18 protein-coding genes and 2 pseudogenes are annotated in these 22,062 nt (G+C 70.9%); 18 read left to right on the top strand and 2 right to left on the bottom strand.

The window, feature by feature from the left end; all coding sequences use genetic code 11:
* Positions 1-115: 115 nt before the first annotated feature.
* From BFF76_RS24260 to BFF76_RS24250, 3 genes are all read left to right on the top strand, one after another.
* The gene (locus BFF76_RS24260; protein ID WP_065849062.1) at positions 116-1,150 is read left to right on the top strand and encodes a bile acid:sodium symporter family protein; all 1,035 of its coding nucleotides are present in this window, start codon (positions 116-118) and stop codon (positions 1,148-1,150) included.
* 388 nt (positions 1,151-1,538) lie between these two features.
* Positions 1,539-2,381: a helix-turn-helix domain-containing protein gene (locus tag BFF76_RS24255; RefSeq protein ID WP_053930812.1), complete on the top strand. Its 843-nt coding sequence runs from the start codon at positions 1,539-1,541 to the stop codon at positions 2,379-2,381.
* The gene (locus tag BFF76_RS24250; protein ID WP_053930813.1) at positions 2,363-2,572 is read left to right on the top strand and encodes a DUF397 domain-containing protein; all 210 of its coding nucleotides are present in this window, start codon (positions 2,363-2,365) and stop codon (positions 2,570-2,572) included. The genes BFF76_RS24255 and BFF76_RS24250 overlap by 19 nt, the downstream gene beginning before the upstream one ends.
* 77 nt (positions 2,573-2,649) lie before the next feature.
* Here BFF76_RS24250 and fdhD read toward each other — a convergent pair whose 3' ends face one another.
* On the bottom strand, positions 2,650-3,498 hold the full coding sequence (gene fdhD / locus BFF76_RS24245; RefSeq protein ID WP_065849061.1) for a formate dehydrogenase accessory sulfurtransferase FdhD: 849 nt from the start codon (positions 3,496-3,498) through the stop codon (positions 2,650-2,652).
* Positions 3,499-3,503: 5 nt separating this feature from the next.
* Positions 3,504-3,623 (bottom strand): annotated as a pseudogene (locus BFF76_RS31645) (2Fe-2S iron-sulfur cluster-binding protein); the annotation flags it as partial.
* Here BFF76_RS31645 and BFF76_RS34060 point away from each other — a divergent pair.
* From BFF76_RS34060 to BFF76_RS24175, 15 genes and pseudogenes are all read left to right on the top strand, one after another.
* Positions 3,595-3,794, top strand: a pseudogene (locus BFF76_RS34060) (hypothetical protein); the annotation flags it as partial. The pseudogenes BFF76_RS31645 and BFF76_RS34060 overlap by 29 nt on opposite strands.
* A gap of 312 nt (positions 3,795-4,106) precedes the next feature.
* Positions 4,107-5,057, top strand: a complete 951-nt coding sequence (locus BFF76_RS24240) for a beta-ketoacyl-ACP synthase III (RefSeq protein ID WP_065849060.1) — start codon at positions 4,107-4,109, stop codon at positions 5,055-5,057.
* 74 nt (positions 5,058-5,131) lie between these two features.
* Positions 5,132-5,809 carry a GntR family transcriptional regulator gene (locus tag BFF76_RS24235; protein ID WP_031089821.1) on the top strand — a complete coding sequence of 226 codons (678 nt, stop codon included), beginning with the start codon at positions 5,132-5,134 and terminating at the stop codon, positions 5,807-5,809.
* A gap of 37 nt (positions 5,810-5,846) precedes the next feature.
* Entirely contained in the window at positions 5,847-6,473 is a 627-nt protein-coding gene (locus tag BFF76_RS24230; protein WP_065849059.1) for a class I SAM-dependent methyltransferase, read from the top strand.
* A 220-nt stretch (positions 6,474-6,693) separates the two neighbouring features.
* Entirely contained in the window at positions 6,694-7,875 is a 1,182-nt protein-coding gene (locus BFF76_RS24225) for an ROK family transcriptional regulator (RefSeq protein ID WP_053930815.1), read from the top strand.
* Between the two features lie 225 nt (positions 7,876-8,100).
* Positions 8,101-9,624 (top strand): sugar ABC transporter ATP-binding protein, encoded by a 1,524-nt coding sequence (locus tag BFF76_RS24220; protein WP_065849058.1) that lies wholly within the window; start codon positions 8,101-8,103, stop codon positions 9,622-9,624.
* On the top strand, positions 9,621-10,673 hold the full coding sequence (locus BFF76_RS24215; protein WP_031089826.1) for an ABC transporter permease: 1,053 nt from the start codon (positions 9,621-9,623) through the stop codon (positions 10,671-10,673). The genes BFF76_RS24220 and BFF76_RS24215 overlap by 4 nt, the downstream gene beginning before the upstream one ends.
* A 103-nt stretch (positions 10,674-10,776) precedes the next feature.
* The gene (locus BFF76_RS24210; RefSeq protein ID WP_031089828.1) at positions 10,777-11,814 is read left to right on the top strand and encodes a substrate-binding domain-containing protein; all 1,038 of its coding nucleotides are present in this window, start codon (positions 10,777-10,779) and stop codon (positions 11,812-11,814) included.
* Between the two features lie 47 nt (positions 11,815-11,861).
* Complete coding sequence (locus BFF76_RS24205) at positions 11,862-13,082, top strand: Gfo/Idh/MocA family protein (protein WP_065849057.1); 1,221 nt, start codon at positions 11,862-11,864, stop codon at positions 13,080-13,082.
* Positions 13,083-13,094: 12 nt separating this feature from the next.
* Entirely contained in the window at positions 13,095-14,099 is a 1,005-nt protein-coding gene (locus BFF76_RS24200; protein ID WP_031089830.1) for a sugar phosphate isomerase/epimerase family protein, read from the top strand.
* A 375-nt stretch (positions 14,100-14,474) separates the two neighbouring features.
* On the top strand, positions 14,475-18,182 hold the full coding sequence (locus tag BFF76_RS24195; RefSeq protein ID WP_065849056.1) for a ThuA domain-containing protein: 3,708 nt from the start codon (positions 14,475-14,477) through the stop codon (positions 18,180-18,182).
* 94 nt (positions 18,183-18,276) lie between these two features.
* Entirely contained in the window at positions 18,277-19,395 is a 1,119-nt protein-coding gene (locus BFF76_RS24190) for an inositol-3-phosphate synthase (RefSeq protein ID WP_065849055.1), read from the top strand.
* Positions 19,392-20,561, top strand: coding sequence for an SCO3242 family prenyltransferase (locus BFF76_RS24185; RefSeq protein WP_065849054.1), 1,170 nt, complete (start codon positions 19,392-19,394; stop codon positions 20,559-20,561). Before BFF76_RS24190 ends, BFF76_RS24185 begins: the two co-directional genes overlap by 4 nt.
* Positions 20,558-21,421 (top strand): sugar phosphate isomerase/epimerase family protein, encoded by an 864-nt coding sequence (locus tag BFF76_RS24180; RefSeq protein WP_031089835.1) that lies wholly within the window; start codon positions 20,558-20,560, stop codon positions 21,419-21,421. The genes BFF76_RS24185 and BFF76_RS24180 overlap by 4 nt, the downstream gene beginning before the upstream one ends.
* The gene (locus BFF76_RS24175; protein ID WP_065849053.1) at positions 21,415-22,053 is read left to right on the top strand and encodes an EboA domain-containing protein; all 639 of its coding nucleotides are present in this window, start codon (positions 21,415-21,417) and stop codon (positions 22,051-22,053) included. Before BFF76_RS24180 ends, BFF76_RS24175 begins: the two co-directional genes overlap by 7 nt.
* Positions 22,054-22,062 lie beyond the last annotated feature (9 nt).

The following is a 22,062-nucleotide window of genomic DNA, read 5'->3' as shown; positions in this document are numbered from 1 at the left end:
GGCCCGACGCTATCGCGATCCGTGATGACAGTCAGTGCGGTGTACCTGATTCCCGATCGCGGTGTCCAGGAGCAGGATGGGGAGGCCACGATTCCACCGAGAAGGCACGGAGCACATGAGCCACCGCACCAGCCGCCGTATCCCCGCACTGCCGTCCTGGCTGCCGGTCGACCCGTACATCCTGGCGCTGATCGGCACGGTGGTACTCGCGGCGCTGCTCCCCGTCTCCGGGGCCGGCGCCGAAGTGGCGGGCGGCGCGTCGACCGGGGCGGTGGCCCTGCTCTTCTTCCTCTACGGAGCGCGCCTGTCGACCGCCGAGGCGCTCGACGGGCTGAAGCACTGGCGGCTTCACCTCACCGTTCTGGCCTGCACCTTCCTGGTGTTCCCGCTGTTCGGGTTCGCCGGCCACGGCCTGGTGCCGTACGTGCTGACTCCACAGCTCCAGGAGGGCTTCCTCTTCCTGTGCCTGGTGCCCTCGACGATCCAGTCATCGATCGCCTTCACCTCGATGGCCCGCGGTAACGTACCCGCCGCCATCTGCGCCGGCTCCTTCTCCAGCATCGCCGGAATCCTGCTGACGCCGCTGCTCGCGGCCCTGCTGCTCGGCGGGAGCGGGGGCGGATTCTCCGCGGACTCCCTGCTGAGGATCGTCTTCCAACTGCTGGTGCCCTTCCTGGCCGGACAGCTGCTGCGCCGCTGGGTCGGCGGGTTCATCAGCCGCCACCGCAAGGTGCTGGGGTACGTCGACCGCGGCTCGATCCTGCTGGTCGTCTACACGGCCTTCAGCGAGGGCATGGTGGCCGGGATCTGGCACCAGGTCACCCCGCTCCGGCTCGGCGCGCTGCTCGGCGCGGAGGCGGTGCTGCTGGCCCTCATGCTCGCGGTGAGCTGGTACGGGGCGAAGCGGCTGGGCTTCGGACGCGAGGACCGGATCGCCATCCAGTTCGCCGGGTCGAAGAAGAGCCTGGCGGCAGGCCTGCCGATGGCCAGCGTCCTGTTCGGCGCGCACGCGAGTCTCGCGGTGCTGCCCCTGATGCTCTTCCACCAGATGCAGCTGATGGTCTGCGCGGTGATCGCCAAGCGCCGCTCGCGCGACCCGCTGCCGGGCGATGCCCCGGTGAGGCATGCTCGGGCGGAGGCGCTGAACTGAGGCCTCGGCGAGGCACGGGACCGACGAGCAGCAACGTTTGAGTGCCGGGTGCTCAGCGAGCCGAGCCACATCGGTCACGGGGGCGGAGCAGACGCCGAGGTGGATGCGTAGCGGTCCGGCCGTGCGCTGCCGTCGCCGTCCGTGTCCGGCTTGGCCGTTGCCGCGCACCCCGCCCGGAGTGTTCTGGCGGGGGAGGGGCGGCTTCTGTGACGGCGGCTTCATCTGTGCCTTCCTTCGGATGTGCTTTCGCGGATTCCTCTGCCTGACCACCCGCCCGTGACTACGGTGCGTGAGGGAGTCATTACGAGAATGGGCCGGTCGCGGGTGCGGCACGCCGAAGGAAAGGTGTGCTTCTCCGGCGGGTCCCGCACGTTCCACGGAGGACACGATGCCGACGAGGCGAGCGGTTACGGGCCGCAGCAGGGAACCACGTGCGCGGTTCGCGGAGGAGCTGCGGAACCTGCGCACCGAGCGAGGCGAAAGCCTGCGACAGCTCGGCGAACGGCTCGGCTGGGACTGGTCGTTGTTCGGGAAGATGGAGAAGGGGGAGACGGTCGGCGGGCCGGAGGTGGTGCAAGCCCTGGACCAGTACTACGGAACGCCGGGGCTGCTTCTGGCCATGTGGGAGCTGGCGATCAACGACCAGACGCAGTTCAAGGAGCGGTACCGGCGGTACATGGCGCTGGAGGCGGAGGCGACGAGCCTGTGGCACTTCGCGGTGAGCGTGCTGCCGGGGCTGTTGCAGACGCCGGGGTATGCGCGGGAGGTGCTCGCGGCGGGTGGCTCCAAGGGCGAGGCGTTGGAGCAGCAGGTCGAGGCGCGGATGGGGCGACGTGAACTACTGGTGGGGGACGACTCGCCACCGTTCCGCACGATCGTCTCGGAGGCGGTGCTCCGGATGCCCTTGAGGGATGTGGCCGAGTGGCGAGGCCAGTTGAAGTACCTGGGGGAGCTCGGCGCCCGGGAGAACGTGACGCTTCACGTACTTCCGTTCAGTGCGGGGCCGTACGGCTTGGACAGTACGGCGGTGATGTTCCTGCGGCTTCCGGATGGGCGTACCGTCGCGTACACGGAGAACGCCTACCGGGGCGACCTCATCGAGGCGAACCAGCCGGTGGATCGGCTTCAACGTGCCTACGATGCGGTGCGTGACCTGGCGCTGTCCCCTGCCGAGTCGCGGAAGTTCGTATTGAGCCTGTTGGAGGAAGTACGGTGCGATCCCTCGACCTGAACGCGGTTACCTGGCGCAAGAGTTCCTACAGCAACTCGGACGGTGGCGAATGCGTCGAGGTCTCCGAGGACTTCGCCGCTGTCGTCCCCGTCCGTGACAGCAAGAACCCGCACGGCCCCGCGCTCACCTTCGCTTCGGACGGCTGGTCGTCGTTCGTGTCCGCGGTGAAGGATGGTGCCGTGGGCGCCTGACACGGGCACGAGACGGCCCGGCCGGCGCAGGGGCGCTCCCCGCCGGCCGGACCCCTGCCCCGTGCAGCGGGCGGGCGTCAGCCCTGCCCCACCGCCGCCCCGAGGGCGATGCGGTGGTCACCCGCGTACACGTTCATGGACTGCCCCCGCAGGAAGCCGACGAGGGTGAGTCCGCTCTCGGCCGCGAGGTCCACGGCCAGCGACGACGGCGCCGAGACCGCCGCCAGCATCGGGATCCCCGCCATCACCGCCTTCTGCGCCAACTCGAAGGAAGCGCGTCCCGACACCAGCAGGATCACCTGTGAGAGAGGCAGCCGGTCGTCCGTGAGGGCGCGGCCCACGAGCTTGTCGACCGCGTTGTGCCTGCCGACGTCCTCCCGGATGTCGAGCAGTTCGCCCTCCGGTGAGAACAGCGCCGCGGCGTGCAGGCCCCCGGTCCGGTCGAACACCCGCTGTGCCTCGCGCAGCCGGCCGGGGAGGGCGGCGAGCAGTGCGGGCGTCACCCGGACCGGGGGAGCGTCGGAGACGGGGTGGCGGGTCGTGGTGCGGACCGCGTCGAGGCTCGCCTTGCCGCACAGCCCGCAGGACGACGTGGTGTAGACGTTGCGCTCCAGCGTGATGTCGGGGACCACCACGCCGGGCGCGAGCTTCACGTCCACCACGTTGTACGTGTTCACACCGTCGGCCGTCGCCCCGGCGCAGTACACGATCGACTGCACCTCGGAGCCCTCACCGATCACACCCTCGCTCACCAGGAAGCCCGCCGCGAGCGCGAAGTCGTCGCCGGGGGTGCGCATGGTGATGGCGAGCGGCTTGCCGTTCAGCCGGATCTCCAGGGGTTCCTCGGCGACGAGGGTGTCGGGACGGGTCGTGACAGCCCCGTCCCGGATGCGGATGGTGCGGCGGCGCTCGGTGACCCGTCCCATAGCCGTCATTCCCGATTCTGTACGTGTTGGAAGCCGAAACGGCCCTTGATACAGAGGTTGCCATGGGCCACCGGGTTGTCGTGCGGCGAGGTGACCTTGACGATCTCGTTGTCCTGCACGTGGAGGGCACGTTGCGCCCTCGTCCGCGGGGAGGACGGCGTGCTGCGCCGGGCGACCTGGGGCGAGGCACTGGTGCGGGCCGCAGCGGGATTCCGGCAGCGGCCCGCGGGGCGTATGGCCCCGACGCCTTCGCGATGCTCTCCTGCGCCCGCGCCACCAACGAGATGAACTACGTGGGCCTCTCGTGGACCGAGCGACCAGCGGATACGCGGAGTACGCGGCGCTCGTCGAGCCCTGGACCCTGACCGCCGCCGAGAACGTCAATATTGTCTACAGTATGCCTCCGGAGGGTCAACGCTCGTGACGGTGAGTGCCTTGTCCGATGCGATTCCGGTATGGCCGCCGGGGTGTCCGCGAAAGTTCCCGGAAGGCCGTTGGAGACGCTCCAACCTCGGGCCCGGATTCCTGTGGGGTTAGGTGCCCCTGTACCGGCTGGTAGCAACCAAGACTGGATAGTTCCTGCCAAACGTAGCGAGGGGAACCCGTACATGACCGGCTCACGTGTAGTGGCGCTCGGCCACTACCAGCCTGCCAAGGTCCTCACCAACCACGACCTGGCGGCCATGGTCGACACCAGCGACGAGTGGATCACCAGCCGGGTCGGCATCAGGACCCGGCACGTGGGCGGCCCCGACGAACCGGTGGACGAGCTGGCCGCACACGCCGCGGCCAAGGCACTCGCCTCGGCCGGACTGCAGGCCTCGGACATCGACCTGGTTCTCGTCGCCACCTCCACGGCCATCGACCGCTCGCCGAGCATGTCCGCCCGGGTCGCCGCGCGCCTGGGCATGGGTTCGCCGGCCGTGATGGACGTCAACGTGGTCTGCTCCGGATTCACCCACGCGCTCGCCACCGCCGACCACGCCATCAGGGCGGGAGCCGCCACCCGGGCCCTCGTCATCGGTGCCGACAAGATGGGCGACATCGTCGACTGGACGGACCGTTCCACCTGCGTCCTGATGGGTGACGGTGCGGGGGCCGCCGTCGTCACCGCCGACCCGGCCGGGGATGACACGCCCGGAATCGGCCCCGTCCTCTGGGGCTCGGTCCCGGAGATGGGCAACGCCGTGCGGATCGAGGGCACGCCCCCGCGTTTCGCGCAGGAGGGGCAGTCCGTCTACCGGTGGGCCACCACGCAGCTGCCGCCGATCGCGCGCAAGGTGTGCGAACGGGCCGGCGTCACGCCCGAGGACCTCGCCGCCGTGGTGCTGCACCAGGCCAACCTGAGGATCATCGAACCCGTCGCCCGGAAGATCGGCGCGGTCAACGCGGTCATCGCGCGGGACGTGGTGGATTCCGGCAACACCTCGGCCGCGTCGATCCCGATGGCCCTGTCCAAACTGGTGGAGCGGGGAGAGGTCGAGAGCGGTGCTCCGGTGCTGCTCTTCGGCTTCGGCGGGAATCTCTCGTACGCGGGTCAGGTGATCCGCTGCCCCTGAGGCACCCGGGGAGGCATTGTGCTCGGTAGACTGTAGACGATAAGCAGTTGGCCGGCGCCCGGAGGGGGACCGCGATGTTGTCCGCAGGACTGCCGCAGGGAACGGTGCCGAAGCTGGAGCGGCCCGGTCCGTTGCGCGAGCGCGTCTACGAGGCGCTCCTCGAGCTGATCACCACGCGTGCCCTCGGCCCCGGCCAGCACTTGGTCGAAAGTGAACTGGCCGGGCATCTGGGCGTGTCGCGGCAGCCGGTGCGCGAGGCGCTCCAGCGGCTGAACACCGAGGGCTGGGTCGACCTGCGCCCCGCGCAGGGCGCGTTCGTCCATGAGCCCACCGAGGACGAGGCCGATCAGCTGCTCTCGGTCCGCACGCTGCTGGAGGCCGAGGCCGCCCGGCTGGCCGCCGCCAACTCCGGGCGGCCGGGCATCGAAGTCCTGGAGGAGCTGTGCTCCCAGGGGGAGCGGGCAGTCGCCGCGGACGACGTCGACCTCGCCGTCGCCACGAACGCCGCCTTCCATGCCAAGGTGATGGAGCTCGCCGGCAATGCCGTGCTGTCCGAGCTGGCCGGCCAGGTGGACCGGCGGGTCCGCTGGTACTACACACCGGTGGCCCGCCAGCGCGGCACCCAGTCCTGGATCGAGCACCGTGAGCTCATCGCGGCGATCGCCGCCAGGGACGAACGGCGCGCGACCGAGATCATGCGGGCGCACACCGAGCACACCCGCCGGACCTACCACCAGCGCGACAAGGGCTGATCATCGGCTTCGCATCAAACCGGAAGGCACGCTGAACATGACTGGGCAACGCGACCGTTGGGCGGAACTGACCGGCGGGCAAGCGGGGGAGGAGTACGCTCAGCGGTTCTCTCGGCTCGCCGAATCAGGCCACGACGTCCACGGCGAGGCCACGTTTTGCGCCGCGCTGCTGAAGCCCGCAGCCCGCGTACTCGACGCGGGCTGCGGCACCGGCCGGATCGCGATCCGACTCGCGGCACTGGGGCACTCCTGCACCGGCGTGGACGTCGACCCCTCGATGCTCGCCGTGGCCCGTCGAGAGGCCCCCACGCAGGAATGGCTCCTCGGCGACCTGGCCCGTCTGGACGCCCTTGGCCTGGACGAGGGCTTCGACCTGGTGCTCGCCGCCGGCAACGTCATCCCCCTGCTGGCCCCCGGAACCGAATCGCTCGTCGTCCGGCAGCTGGCCGCCGCGCTGCGCACCGGCGGCCTTCTGGTCACGGGCATGGGGCTGGACGCAGCACACCTGCCGCTGTCGGAACCGCCGCTGACCCTCACGGAATTCGACCACTGGTGTACGCAGGCCGGGCTGACCTTGCGGCAGCGCTACGCCACCTGGAGCGGTGATCGCTACGACGAGGGCGGCGGCTACGCCGTCAGCGTGCACTCCCGCTCCGCCGTGTGAGTTCACGCCTCCTCCACGACGGCCCTCTCCAGGCCCGAGGGTGACCAGCCGTACCGAAATGCCGGGCTCCTGCCGCCATGGAGCGCACCTTTGTCCTGAGTGTGGAGAAAGTTGGAGCGGATTCGTGCTCAACTTCTTCCCACTCAGGTAAACCGCTGCTACGTTCCCCTCGAAAGCCCGACGGACCGGCCGACGTGGCGGGGAGGGACGCGTGAGACGCATGACGGCACGACCCGCGAACACGCACCAGGCGCGGCTGCTACGGCTGTTGCGTGACGGGGGGCCCAACTCCCGCGCGCAGCTGGGCGACCAGGTCGACCTCTCGCGGTCCAAACTCGCCGTCGAGGTGGACCGGCTCCTGGAGACCGGACTCGTCGTGGCCGACGGACTCGCCGCGTCCCGCGGCGGACGCCGCTCCCACAACATCCGCCTCGCCCCGGGACTCCGCTTCCTCGGTGTCGACATCGGCGCCACCTCCATCGATGTCGCCGTCACCAACGCCGAGTTGGAGGTCCTCGGCCACCTCAATCATCCGATGGACGTACGAGAGGGCCCCGTCGCCGTCTTCGAGCAGGTGCTGGCCATGGCGGCCAAGCTCCGGGCATCCGGGCTCGCCGAGGGCTTCGACGGCGCGGGCATCGGCGTACCGGGGCCGGTCCGCTTCCCCGAGGGCGTCCCGGTCGCACCGCCGATCATGCCGGGCTGGGACGGCTTCCCGGTCCGCGAGGCGCTCAGCCAGGAACTGGGCTGCCCCGTGATGGTCGACAACGACGTGAACCTGATGGCACTGGGGGAGCAGCACGCCGGCGTCGCCCGTTCCGTGGGCGACTTCCTCTGCGTCAAGATCGGTACGGGCATCGGCTGCGGCATCGTCGTGGGGGGAGAGGTCTACCGCGGAACGACGGGCAGCGCAGGCGACATCGGCCACATCCAGGTGGAACCGGACGGGCGCGCCTGTGCCTGTGGCAACAGGGGCTGCCTGGAGGCACACTTCAGCGGCGCCGCCCTCGCCCGCGACGCCGAGGACGCCGCCCGCACAGGCCGGTCCCCCGAGCTGGCGGCCCGGCTGGACGGAGCCGGGAAGCTCTCGGCCGTCGACGTGGCCGCCGCGGCGGCGGCCGGTGATCCCACGGCGCTGGACCTGATCCGCGAGGGGGGAAACCGGGTCGGCCAGGTCATCGCCGGGCTCGTCAGCTTCTTCAACCCCGGCCTCGTCGTGATCGGCGGCGGGGTCACCGGGCTCGGCCACAACCTGCTGGCCAGCGTCCGCACCCAGGTCTACCGGCAGTCCCTGCCGCTGGCCACGGGCAACCTCCCCATCGTCCTCGGTGAGCTGGGGCCCGTCGCCGGAGTGACCGGTGCGGCCAGGCTCATCAGCGACCACCTGTTCTCGCCGGCCTGACGCCAGGGCGGCGCGCCGTCCGGCACGCGTTCCACAGCCATACCGGGTAAGCAGTCCGTTCCGGGCTCCGCCCGCAGAACCGCACAGCACGAGCACAGCAGAACCGCACAGCAGTTCCGTCAGCAGTACGGCACCGCCGGCACTGCGCCCTGCCCGCTCACCGGCTTCCCCGCGCTCTCGGCTTCGTTCGAGCAGGGGGAGACCCCGTTCGCCGAGGGGATCGTCATGGCACCAGAACCACCCCTGCTCACGATGTCCGGCATCACCAAGTCGTTCCCCGGAGTGCGCGCCCTCGACGGTGTGGACCTGGAGGTGCTGGCCGGTGAGGTCCACTGTCTCCTCGGCCAGAACGGCGCCGGAAAGTCCACCCTCATCAAGGTGCTGGCCGGGGCCCACCAGCCCGACGGCGGCGCCATCACCTGGTGCGGCGAACCGGTCCAGCTGTCCTCGCCGATCACCGCGATGCGGCTGGGAATCGCCACCATCTACCAGGAACTCGACCTGGTGGAAGGTCTGTCGGTCGCCGAGAACGTCTTCCTCGGACACGAACCGACCAGCGCGGGCTTCGTCGTCCGGACCCGCGAGGCACGCACCGGGGCCGCCGCGCTCCTGGGACGCCTGGGGCACCCGGAGATCGACCCGGCCCGCCTGGTCGGTGACCTCTCAGCCGCGCACCAGCAGATCGTCTCCATGGCACGGGCCCTCTCCCACGACGTACGGCTCATCGTGATGGACGAGCCGTCCGCGGCGCTCGACCCCGACGAGGTCGACAACCTCTTCCGCATCGTCGACGGGCTCACCGCCGAGGGGGTGGCCGTCGTCTACATCTCGCACCGGCTGGAGGAGATCCGCCGCATCGGTGACCGGGTGACCGTACTCAAGGACGGCAGGGCCGTCTCGGTGGGGCTCCCCGCCAAGTCCACACCCACACGCGACATCGTTGCCATGATGACCGGACGCAACGTCGAGTACGTCTTCCCCGAGCGGCCCGGCCCCGGCGTCCGGGCCACGGCCCATCCGGTGCTGAAGGTCGAAGGGCTGGCCCGCAAGGGGGAGTTCGAGCCCGTCGACCTGGAGCTGCGGCCCGGAGAGATCGTCGGCCTGGCAGGGCTCGTCGGCTCCGGACGCTCCGAGATCCTGGAGACCGTCTACGGCGCCCGCAGACCGACCGCGGGCCGCGTCCTCGTCGACGGGAAACCGCTGCGCGCCGGCAGCGTCCGGGCCGCCGTGGCCGCCGGCATCGGCCTGGCCCCCGAGGAACGCAAGGCGCAGGCGCTGCTGTTGACGGAATCCGTCACCCGGAACGTCTCGGTCTCCTCCCTGTCACGCTTCGCCCGCGCGGGATGGCTCGACCGGGGCACCGAGCGCGAGGCCGCCAGGGCGGCGACCCGCGAACTCTCCCTGCGGCCCGACAATCCGGAGGCCGCGGTCCGCACACTCTCCGGCGGCAACCAGCAGAAGGCGGTCCTGGCCCGCTGGCTGCTGCGAGGCTGCCGGGTCCTGCTGCTCGACGAACCGACCCGCGGCGTCGACGTCGGCGCCCGCGCCGAGCTCTACGCCGTGATCCGCCGGCTGGCCGACGAAGGCCTCGCCGTACTGCTCGTCTCCAGCGAAGTGCCCGAAGTCCTGGGCCTCGCCGACCGGGTGCTGGTCCTCCGGGAGGGCCGTGTCGTGCACACGGCCGATGCCAGGGAGCTCGACGAGCACCGTGTCCTCGACCTCGTCATGGAAGGGAGCCCGACGTCATGACACAGCCCGCACCGTCGGCGCAGCACCACGGGCCGGAGAAGGGGACCGTGACCGGCCCCGCGGCCGCGCCGCCCTCGAAGCCGGGCGGTGGCATGCGCGCACTCGGCCTGCGAGTCGATGTCCGCAACCTGTCGCTGCTCGGTGTCCTCGCCGTCCTCATAGCCGTCGGCGGTTTCACCGAACCGGACGCCTTCCTGGACACCGGGAACCTCCAGCTGATCCTGACGCAGTCCTCCGTCATCGGGGTCGTCACCGTCGGTGTCACCTTCGTGATCATCAGCGGAGGCATCGACCTGTCGGTCGGCGCGATGGTCGCCCTGGCCTCCGTCTGGGCGACGACCCTCGCCACCCAGGACTTCGGCTTCGCGGGCATCCTCTTCACCGCCGTGATCGTGGGCCTCGCCGCCGGGCTCGTCAACGGGGTCCTCATCGCCTACGGGCGCATGGTCCCCTTCATCGCCACCCTCGCCATGCTCGCCTCGGCCCGCGGGCTCGCCCTGCAGATCACCGACGGAAAGACACAGATCGTCACCGTCCAGTCCGTCCTGGACCTCGGCCTGCCCGACAGCTACGTCCTGGGCATCCCGCCGCTGGTCCTGGTCTTCGCCGCGGTGACCGTGGCCGGCTGGCTGATCCTGAACCGGACGACCTTCGGACGCCGTACGGTCGCCGTCGGCGGCAACGCGGAGGCGGCGCGGCTCGCCGGCATCGACGTACGCCGCCAGCGGCTCTACCTCTACCTGCTCTCCGGCCTCTGCTGCGGCATCGCCGCCTTCATGCTGGTCATCCTTTCCGGATCGGGTCAGAACACCAACGGCAATCTCTACGAACTCGACGCCATCGCCGCCGCGATCATCGGAGGCACACTCCTGAGCGGCGGCCGGGGCACCATCGTCGGCTCCGTGCTCGGGGTGCTGGTCTTCACCACGATCACCAACATCTTCGCGCTCAACAATCTGCAGAGCGACGTCCAGCAGATCGCCAAGGGCGCCATCATCGTCGCCGCCGTCCTCGTCCAGCGCCGCACTCTGCGCGGCAGCGAGACCTGAGCACCTGTCCGGCAACCGAGACCCGAGCACCTCTCCAGTAACAGAGCACTGATCACCCACCCGCTGTTCCGTACAAACGCACCGGATGAAGGGTTTGACAGCCATGCCAGAAACCAGCCGCAGAGGACTGCTCTTCGGCACCGCGGCCGTCTCCGCGGGAGCCTTCCTCACCGCCTGCACCAGCAACGAGCCCAAGGAGAAGGCGGTCGCGCAGAGCAATCAGCCGGCCGCCGACGACAAGCCCGGCACGCCCGTCACCATCGGCTTCGCCGGACCGCAGGCCGACCACGGGTGGCTCAACGCCATCAACGTGCAAGCCAAGTCGCGGGCGGAGAAGTACTCCGAGGTGACCCTGGAGATCACCGAGGGCTCCAACGACACCGCCGCCCAGATCGGCCAGGTCAAGACCCTCATCAACAAGAAGGTCGACGTCCTCGTCATCCTCCCCGCCGACGGCAAGGCGCTCACCCAGGTCGGGCTGGAGGCCATGAAGGCCGGCATCCCGGTCGTCAACCTGGACCGCATCTTCGCCTCGCCGCAGGCCTACCGATGCTGGGTCGGCGGAGACAACTACGGCATGGGTCTCAACGCCGGGCACTACATCGGCGAGCAGCTCAAGGACAAGGCGAACGCCAAGGTCGTCGAGCTCGCCGGCATCGACAACCTGGAACTCACCAAGCAGCGCAGCCAGGGCTTCGCCGACGCCCTGAAGAACTACTCCAACATCAAGCTGGTGGCCCGTCAGGCCGCCGACTTCACCGTGGAGTCGGGCCAGGCGAAGATGGCACAGCTCCTCCAGGCGCAGAAGCAGTTCGACGCCCTGTGGAACCACGACGACGACCAGGGCGTGGGCGCGCTGCGGGCCATCCAGCAGGCCGGCCGGGACGAGTTCATCATGGTCGGCGGTGCGGGCGCGAAGTCCGCCATGGACGCCATCAAGGCCGACGACAGCGTCCTGAAGGCGACTGTCCTCTACCCGCCCACGATGGCCGCCTCCGCGATCGACCTGGCGCGCGCCCTCGGCCAGAGCAAGGGCATCGCGGGCCTCTCCGAGATGGAGATCCCGACCTCGCTGACCCTGTACTCGGCCGTGGTCACGAAGGAGAACATCGACCAGTACCTGCCGACGGGCTTCAGCTGATCCGGCACCGCCGCCGCCACCGAACCACCGATGAGGAGGAAGTCCGCATGGCCCGTAGGGAAGAGACGGAGCAGAAGACCGGGGCGCCGCCGCCCACGGCGACGCTCGGGGTCGGCATGGTCGGATACGCGTTCATGGGCGCCGCCCACTCGCAGGGGTGGCGCACCGCGGGCCATGTCTTCGACCTGCCGGTGAGACCTGCTCTCGCCGCGATCTGCGGACGCGACCGTACGGCAGTCGAGGCGGCCGCCGCCCGGCACGGCTGGGCGGCGGCGGAGACCGACTGGCGCGCGCTCATCGCCCGGGACGACGTGCAGCTGGTCGACATCTGCACCCCCGGCGACAGTCATGCGGAGATCGCCATCGCCGCACTCGAGGCGGGCAAGCACGTGCTGTGCGAGAAGCCGCTCGCCAACACGGTCGCCGAGGCGGAAGCCATGGCGGAGGCCGCGGAGCGGGCGGCGGCACGCGGCCAGGTGGCGATGGTGGGCTTCAACTACCGCAAGGTGCCCGCCCTGACCTACGCCCGCACGATGATCGAGGAGGGCAGGCTCGGCACCCTGCGGCACGTACGGGCCACCTACCTCCAGGACTGGCTCGTCGACCCCGAGTCGCCGCTGACCTGGCGGCTCGACCGCGAACGGGCCGGATCCGGAGCACTGGGAGACCTCGGGGCGCACATCGTCGACCTCGCCCAGTACCTGGCCGGGGAACCACTGGTCGGGGTCTCGGCGGTGAGCGAGACCTTCGTGCGCGAGAGGCCCGTGCTCGCCGGAGCCGCGGCCGGGCTCTCGGGCGCGGCGGACGGTGCCGCACGAGGGGCGGTCACCGTCGACGACGCGACACTCTTCACCGGGCGGCTGGCATCGGGAGCCCTCGCCTCCTTCGAGGCCACCAGGATGGCCGCGGGGCGCAAGAACGCGCTGCGTCTGGAGATCAACGGGGAGCTCGGCTCGATCGCCTTCGACCTGGAACGGCTCAACGAGCTCTCCTTCCACGACCACACGGAACCCGCCACCAGCGCCGGCTTCCGGCGGATCCTGGTCACCGAGCCCCAGCACCCGTACCTGGAGGCGTGGTGGCCGCCCGGCCACGGACTGGGCTACGAGCACACCTTCGTCCACCAGGCCCGTGACGTGGTGCGCACGATCGTCGAAGGGCGCGCCCCGGTGCCCTCCTTCGCCGACGGGCTCCAGGTGCAGCGGGTGCTCGCCGCCGTGGAGGAGAGCGCCGCCAAGAACTCCGTACACACCCCGGTCCCCTTCTAGGAGGTTCCGCGCATGCCCCGTCCCTTCACTCTCTTCACCGGCCAGTGGGCCGACCTGCCGCTGGAGGAGGTCTGCCGGCTCGCCCGGGACTTCGGCTATGACGGGCTCGAACTCGCTTGCTGGGGCGACCACTTCGAGGTCGACAAGGCCCTGTCGGACCCCGGCTACCTCGACGGCCGGCGACAGCTCCTCGACAAGTACGGCCTGAAATGCTGGGCGGTCTCCAACCACCTGGTGGGCCAGGCGGTCTGCGACAGCCCGATCGACGAGCGCCACCAGGGCATCCTGCCCGCCAGGATCTGGGGCGACGGGGAGCCCGAAGGCGTACGCAGGCGGGCTGCCGAGGAGATCAAGAACACCGCCCGCGCGGCGGCCGCCTTCGGGGTCGACACCGTCATCGGCTTCACCGGGTCCTCGATCTGGCACCTGGTCGCCATGTTCCCGCCGGTCCCGCCGCACATGATCGAACGGGGTTACGAGGACTTCGCGGAGCGGTGGAACCCGATCCTGGACGTCTTCGACGCCGAGGGGGTCCGCTTCGCCCACGAGGTGCACCCGAGCGAGATCGCGTACGACTACTGGACCACGCACCGTGCACTGGAGGCCGTGGGCCACCGGCCCGCGTTCGGGCTGAACTTCGACCCGAGCCACTTCGTGTGGCAGGACCTCGACCCGGTCGGCTTCCTGTACGACTTCCGGGACCGGATCTACCACGTGGACTGCAAGGAGGCCCGTAAGCGCCTCGACGGGCGGAACGGGCGGCTCGGCTCCCATCTGCCGTGGGGCGACCCCCGGCGCGGCTGGGACTTCGTATCGGCCGGGCACGGTGACGTGCCCTGGGAGGACGTCTTCCGGATGCTGCGGTCCATCGGGTACGAGGGGCCGGTCTCGGTGGAGTGGGAGGACGCGGGCATGGACCGGCTCACGGGGGCGCCGGAGGCGCTCGCCTCGCTGAAGCGGTTCGACTTCGACCCACCGAGCGCGTCGTTCGACGCGGCGTTCGGCGGGGGCGAGTAGGGGCCGGGGGTTCCGGGGCTCCGCCCCGGGCCCCGCGCCTCAATCGCGGGCGGGGCTCGAAGTGGCCCGGTGGGACTTGAAGTGGCCCGGCCGGGCTCGACGCGGCCCGGCGAGCGCTGTCGAGGTGTTGGCGGAGCTGTGCCGGGAGGTGTTCCGCCATGCCCTGAAACCTCTTTGTCCTTCCATGGGGAAAAGTCAACCCGGTCTCTGCGCAAGGGCTTTCCGTGCAGGACGAACACAGCTACCGTCCCCTACGTGTACACGACATGACTCGCGTAACCGGGGCCCCACAGCCCCGGCGACGAGCGCGGCAGTCCCCGCGCGGAACGGCAGACCGCACCCGCCCGAACAACCGGCACATTCCGGAGGACGCACGTGCACAGAAGCAGCAGACGGCTCCGCACCCGAAAATCACTAGCCCTCTTCACCGGCGGACTGCTCGCAGCCGCCACCCTCACCCTGGGCTCCTCGCCTGCCGCCACCGCCGACGTCTCGCAGGCCCCGGTCGCGAAGGACGCCGCCGAGGACTTCCAGCAGGTCACCCTCGCCAAGGGTGCGGCCGAGACCGGCGAACCCATGTCGCTGGCGGTGCTCCCCGACCGCAGCGTGCTGCACACCTCGCGCAGCGGCGAGCTGCGGATCACGGACAGCTCGGGCAACACCCGGGTCTCCGGCACGATCCCCGTGTACTCGCACGACGAGGAAGGCCTCCAAGGCGTCGGGATCGACCCCGGTTTCGCGGAGAACAGGGCGATCTACCTCTACTACGCGCCCCCGCTGGACACCCCCGCCGGGGATGCCCCGGAGACCGGCACCGCCGCCGACTTCGCGAAGTTCGACGGTGTGAACCGGCTCTCCCGCTTCGTGCTCAACGAGGACGGTACCCTCGACAACGCCAGCGAGAAGAAGGTCCTGGACATCCCCGCCTCGCGGGGCATCTGCTGCCACGTCGGCGGCGACATGGACTTCGACGCGCAGGGCAACCTCTACCTCTCGACGGGTGACGACTCCAACCCGTTCGCCTCCGACGGATTCTCCCCGCTCGACGACCGTCCCGGCCGGAACCCGGCGTTCGACGCCCGCCGCACCTCCGGCAACACCAACGACCTGCGGGGCAAGGTCCTGCGCATCAAGGTCGCGGACGACGGCTCGTACACCGTGCCCGAGGGCAACCTCTTCGCGCCCGGCACGGAGAAGACCCGCCCCGAGATCTACGCGATGGGCTTCCGCAACCCGTTCCGCTTCAGCGTCGACAAGGCCACCGGCATCCTGTACGTCGGTGACTACGGCCCGGACGCCGGCGCGGCCGACCCCAGCCGCGGGCCGGCCGGACAGGTGGAGTTCGCCCGGGTCACGAAGGCCGGCAACTTCGGCTGGCCCTACTGCACCGGCGACAACGACCCCTACCGCGACTACGACTTCGCGACCAAGACCTCCGGGCCGGCCTTCGACTGCGCCGCCCCGAAGAACGAGTCGGCACACAACACCGGCCTCGTCGACCTGCCGCCCGCGCAGGCCGCCTGGATCCCGTACGACGGTGCGTCCGTGCCCGAGTTCGGCACCGGCTCCGAGTCCCCGATGGGCGGACCCGTCTACCACTACGACGCGGACCTCGACTCCCCGGTGAAGTTCCCGGAGGAGTACGACGGGGACTTCTTCGCCGGAGAGTTCGGCCGCCAGTGGATCAAGCGCATCGAGCAGGACACCGACGGCGCCGTCCAATCCGTCAACGACATCCCGTGGACCGGCACGCAGATCATGGACATGGCCTTCGGCCCCGACGGCGCGCTGTACGTCCTGGACTACGGCCTCTCCTGGTTCGGCGGCGACGAGCACTCGGCGCTGTACCGCATCGAGAACGCCACCGGAGGACGCTCACCCATCGCCGAGGCATCCTCCAACAGGACCTCGGGCGTCGCACCGCTCAAGGTGAAGTTCTCCTCCGCCGGCACGACCGACGGTGACGGCGACGCACTCACGTACGCCTGGGACTTCGGCGACGGCGGCAAGTCCACGGCAGCCGACCCCACCTACACGTACAAGAAGAACGGCACCTACACCGCCACCGTGACCGCCAAGGACCCGACGGGCCGCACCGGTTCGGCGAGCGTGCACATCACCGTCGGCAACACCGCACCCACCGTCGTACTGCAGGCGCCCACCGACGGGCGGCCGTTCGAGTTCGGCGACGAGGTGCCCTTCAAGGTGACCGTCACCGACCCGGAGGACGGGACCATCGACTGCAGCAAGGTCGAGGTCAAGTTCACCCTGGGCCATGACAGCCACGGCCACGACATCACCACCGAGCACGGCTGCGAGGGCACCATCAAGACCGCAATGGAGGGCGGCCACGACGCGAACGCCAACATCTACGGCGGGATCTCGGCCTCCTACACCGACGGCGGTGGCGGCGGACAGGCCGCACTGACCGGCCGTGACGGGGCGAAGCTCCAGCCGCGCCACCGCCAGGCCGAGCACTTCGACGACTCGTCCGGCATCACCACGCCGAGCAAGACGAGCGCGCACGGCGGCAGGACCGTCGGCGACATCGACAACGGCGACTGGATCTCCTTCACCCCGTACATCCTCGACGGCTCCACCAAGCTCACCGCGCGCACCTCCTCGGCCGGCGCGGGCGGCTTCCTCGAAGTGCGGGCCGGATCACCCACCGGCACGATCCTCGGCTCCGCACCCGTCCCGGTGACCGGCAGCTGGGACTCGTTCCAGGACATCGACGTGCCGCTGCGCGGCGCCCCGAAGAAGGCCACGTCACTCTTCCTGGTCTTCAAGGGCGGAGCGGGAGCGCTGTACGACGTGGACGACTTCGAGCTCTCCAACAGCCCGGCCGACCGCACCGCGAAGCGCGTCCTGGTCTTCTCCAAGACGGGCGGCTTCCGGCACGACTCGATCCCCGAGGGCATCGCCTCGCTCAAGGAACTGGGCAAGGACACCAACATCACGGTCGACTCCACCGAGGAGGCCGGCCAGTTCACCACCAGCAACCTGGCGCGCTACGACGCCGTCGTCTTCCTCTCGACGACCGGGGACATCCTCAACGCTGACCAGCAGAAGGCGTTCGAGAACTTCGTGGCCACCGGAGGCGGCTACATGGGCGTCCACGCGGCCGCCGACACCGAGTACGACTGGGAGTTCTACGGCGGACTCGTCGGGGCCTACTTCGAATCGCACCCGCAGATCCAGCCCGCCACCGTCCGCGTGGAGAACCACGACCACCCGGCCACCGCGCACCTGGACGAGGCCTGGGACCGTACCGACGAGTGGTACAACTACCGCACCAACCCCCGGGACAAGGCCCAGGTCCTCGCCACCCTGGACGAGACCACCTACACCGGCGGCACCATGAAGGGCGACCACCCGATCTCCTGGTGCCAGGCGTACCAGGGCGGCCGCTCCTTCTACACCGGCCTCGGCCACACCAAGGAGTCCTACGCCGAACCGGCCTTCCGCCAGCACCTGCTGGGCGGTCTGCGCTACGCCGCCGGACAGGTCAAGGCCAACTGCAAGCCGGACACCGGCTACCGGTCGATCTTCAACGGGAAGACGCTCGAAGGCTGGAAGCAGGCGGGGCCCGGAAAGTTCGCCGTCGCCGACGGTGAGCTGCGCTCCGAGGGCGGCATGGGTCTGCTGACCTACCAGGCCAAGGAGCTGAAGTCCTACTCGCTGAAGCTCGACTGGAAGATGTCGGGCGACGACAACTCCGGTGTCTTCGTCGGGTTCCCCGCGTCGGACGACCCGTGGTCCGCGGTGAACAAGGGCTACGAGGTCCAGATCGACGCCACCGACGCGGCGGACCGCACGACCGGGGCGGTCTACACCTTCAAATCCGCCAACATCAAGGCGCGTGACCAGGTTCTGCGGCCGCCCGGCCAGTGGAACAGCTACGAGATCAAGGTCCAGGGCGAGCGGCTCCAGGTCTTCCTCAACGGGGTGAAGATCAACGACTTCACCAACACCGACCCGGCCCGCAGCCTCAAGGACGGCTACATCGGCCTCCAGAACCACGGAGCCGACGACCAGGTGTCCTTCCGCGACATCCAGCTGAAGGAGCTGCCCTCCACGTAGGGCGGCGACCTCCTGCGCCGGTGGTGGGCGGGGAAGCGTTTCTCTTCCCCGCCCACCGTCCACCATCCCTCTTCAGCCCTCAGGGAGGCAGCCCGTGACCGCACGTGCCGTTCGTACCGGAGTCTGGTTCATCGGAGCACGCGGCTCCGTCGCCACCACCGCCACCGCCGGGTGCGCGGCCGTCGCGGCAGGGCTCCACCCGCCGACCGGCATGGTCACCGAGACACCACCCTTCACCGACTGCGGTCTGCCACCGCTGACCTCCCTCGTCTTCGGCGGCCACGACACCCTCGACTGTCCCCTGCCCAAGCGGGCCGAGGCCCTCGCGGCCGGGGGAGTGCTCCCGTACGGACTGCCCTCGGCAGTCGCGGCCGAACTCACCGCCGCCGACGCGGAGATACGCCCAGGAGGCCCGCTCCGGGGTGACACCCGCGCCGACGAGGAGCTCATCGCCACCTTCGCCGCCGACATCGAGGACTTCGCCCACCGTCACGGACTGGCCCGCACGGTCGTCGTCAACGTCGCCTCGACCGAAGCCGCTCCCGGCGGCGACGACGCCCGGCTGCCCGCCAGCTCCCTCTACGCGGCGGCCGCACTCCGCGCCGGCTGCCCCTACGTCAACTTCACCCCCTCGACAGGGCTGCACAGCCCGCACCTCCAGGACGCCGTCGAATCCTGCGGACTTCCCCACGCCGGACGCGACGGCAAGACAGGCCAGACGCTGCTCCGCTCCGTACTCGCGCCGATGTTCGTCCAGCGCGCCCTGCCGGTGCGGGCCTGGTCCGGCACGAACCTGCTCGGCGGCGGGGACGGGGCGGCGCTGGCCTACCCGGCGGCGGCCGCCGCCAAGAACGCGGGCAAGGAACGCGTGCTCGCCGACACCCTCGGGACGGCCCCGGAGGGTGAGGTCCACATCGACGACGTACCGGCGATGGGGGACTGGAAGACGGCGTGGGACCACATCGCCTTCGACGGGTTCCTCGGCTCGCGGATGATCCTCCAGACGATCTGGCAGGGCTGCGACTCCGCCCTCGCCGCACCGCTGGTCCTCGACCTGGCCCGGCTCCTCGCCCGCTCCCACGAGGCGGGCCTGACGGGGCCGCGTCCCGAACTGGGCTTCTACTTCAAGGACCCGGACGGCGGGCCTGCGGCGCTCTTCGACCAGTACGCGGCACTGCTCGCCTTCGCCGGACGCCTGCGGGAGGCCCGGTGAGGCCGCTGCGGCTGATCGCCGCCGTGACCACCTCCCCGCGACTGCTCGGTGCCCGGCCGTATGCCCTGGCCGCCCCCGGGCGGATCGCCCCGGACAGCCTGTCCGGTGCGGGCGGGACTGCGCCCGCCCCGGACAGGCCCCCCACCCGTGCACGCCTGCGGGCATGGGCGGAACTGCTGCGCGTGTCCGCGCTGTTCACCGTGCCCGGGGACGCGCTCGCCGGGGCAGCCGCCGCAGGCCGGCGTCCCGGACGGGGCACGGCACTCGCGGTCGGCGCGTCGCTGTGCCTGTACGAGGCGGGCATGGCGCTCAACGACTGGGCGGACCGGGAGGAGGACGCCGTCGACCGCCCGCACCGCCCGATCCCTTCTGGGCGCGTCGCCCCGGGGGCCGCGCTGGCCGCGGCGGGCGTCCTGACGGCGGCGGGTCTGGCCCTGGCCGCACGCGCCGGCCGCCCCGCCCTCGCCGTGGCGTCAGGCCTGGCGGCCACCGTCTGGGCCTACGACCTGCGCCTCAAACACACGAAGCTCGGACCGGCCGCGATGGCCTCGGCCCGCGCCCTGGACCTGATGCTCGGCGCGACCGCGAGCAAGGAACCAGCGGTGTCCGCCGGGGGAAGTACAGCCCGACGCATCGGCCCCGGCACCGGCACCCGGACCCGCACCGGCACCCGGACCCGCACCGGCACCCGGACCCGCACCGGTGGGCGGCCGGCCACCGCCCACGCCGCCTCCGCCGTACTCCCCGCAGCCCTCGCGCTCGGCGCGCACACCTACGCCGTGACCGCCGTCTCCCGCCACGAGGCGCCGGGCGGCTCCACCGCCGCGCCGCTGGCGGCACTGGCCGGTGTGGCGGGTATCGGCGCCGCAGTCCTGCGGGGCCGACCGCTGCCTGGGAAACCACCCGGCACCCCCGCCGCCGTCGAACGCCTCCTGCTCCCCGCCTTCGCCGCCGCCTACCTCCGTACCTCCGCGATCCCCCTTCTCCACGCCGGCCTCAACCCGTCCCCGCCCCTCACCCAACGAGCGGTCGGCGGCGGGATCAGGGCGATGATCCCGCTCCAGGCGGCGCTGGCAGCCCGGGCAGGGGCGCCGCTCAACGGGCTCGCGGTCATGGCGCTCGTCCCCCTCGCCAGGAAGCTCGCACGGAAGGTGAGCCCCACGTGACCCTCCGCCTCGGCTACGGCACCAACGGACTGACCGACCTCCGGCTCGACGACGCCCTCGGCCTCCTCGCCGACCTCGGCTACGACGGGGTCGGCCTGACCCTCGACCACATGCACCTGGACCCGATGGCCCCCGACCTCGCCACCCGCACCCGCCAGGTGGCCGGCAGACTCGCCCGGCTGGGTCTCGGCGTCACCGTCGAGACCGGTGCGCGCTATGTCCTCGACCCCAGGCGCAAACACGGCCCCTCCCTCCTGGACCCCGATCCCGAGGCCCGCGCGGCCCGTACCGCGCTGCTCGTCCGGGCCGTCGATGTGGCCGCCGACCTCGGCGCCCACGCCGTGCACTGCTTCAGCGGCATCACCCCGCCCGACACCACCGCGGACACCGCCTGGCAGCGGCTGACCGGCGCACTCGCCCCCGTACTGGACGCAGCCGACCGCGCCGGCATCCCCCTCGCCGTCGAACCCGAACCCGGCCATCTCCTGGCCGCGCTCGCCGACTTCCACCACCTGCGCACCCTCCTCGGCGACCCGGGCCCTCTCGGACTCACCCTCGACATCGGCCACTGCCAGTGCCTGGAACCCGCCTCGCCCGTCGACTGCGTGAAGGAAGCCGCGCCCTGGCTGCGCCATGTGCAGATCGAGGACATGCGACGCGGTGTCCACGAACACCTGCCGTTCGGTGACGGGGAGATCGACTTCCCGCCGGTACTCGAAGCGCTCGCCGCCACCGGATACGCCGGCCTCACCGTCGTCGAACTGCCCCGGCACTCCCACGCGGGCCCCGAACTCGCGCGCACATCGATCGACTTCCTGCGCCGGGCCACCGGGACGAGGAGCGGAGCCGCACCGTGCTGATGAGCCGCAAGGAACTCGACGACCTGCTCCGAGGGGCAGCCAGGGCCTGGCTCGACGAAGCGCTCGCCGAGGCCGGGCACACCGCGGCCCACCCCGGCGCGGACAGCGGCAGCCCGCCCTGGGAGCTTCGGTTCGCCTCGGCGGGACGACACTGCGGACTCGAGTACGCCGACTCCGTACGCGCGCTCCTGCTCGTCGAGGCCCGAGCCGGACTGCCCGCCGTGACCAGGCTCTACGAGCAGGGCACCGCCGCGGAACGCCGCGCCGTCCTCCTCACCCTGCACCGCCTCGACCTCGGCGCCACCGCACTGCCGCTGGTCGAGGACGCCCTGCGAACCAACGACACCCGGCTCGTCGCCGCAGCCGTCGGCCCCTACGGCGCGGCACACCTCGACGCGCACGGCTGGCGGCACGCCGTCCTCAAGTGCCTCTTCACCGAGGTCCCCGTCGAGGCCCTGGACCGGCTCGGTGAGAGGGCTCGCGGCAACGCCGAACTCGCCCGCATGCTGGGCGACTTCGCAGCCGAACGCACCGCCGCGGGGCGCACCGTCCCCGCCGGACTGCGGACCGTCCTCGACCTCACGGCCCCGGCGCCCGCCCCCACCCCCACGTCCACGGAGGAATCCCGATGAGGATCTTCG

Source organism: Streptomyces mutomycini (genome assembly GCF_001700505.1).
In the GTDB taxonomy this organism is placed as follows: Bacteria; Actinomycetota; Actinomycetes; order Streptomycetales; family Streptomycetaceae; genus Streptomyces; species Streptomyces mutomycini.
This window is presented reverse-complemented; position numbering and strand designations above follow the sequence as displayed.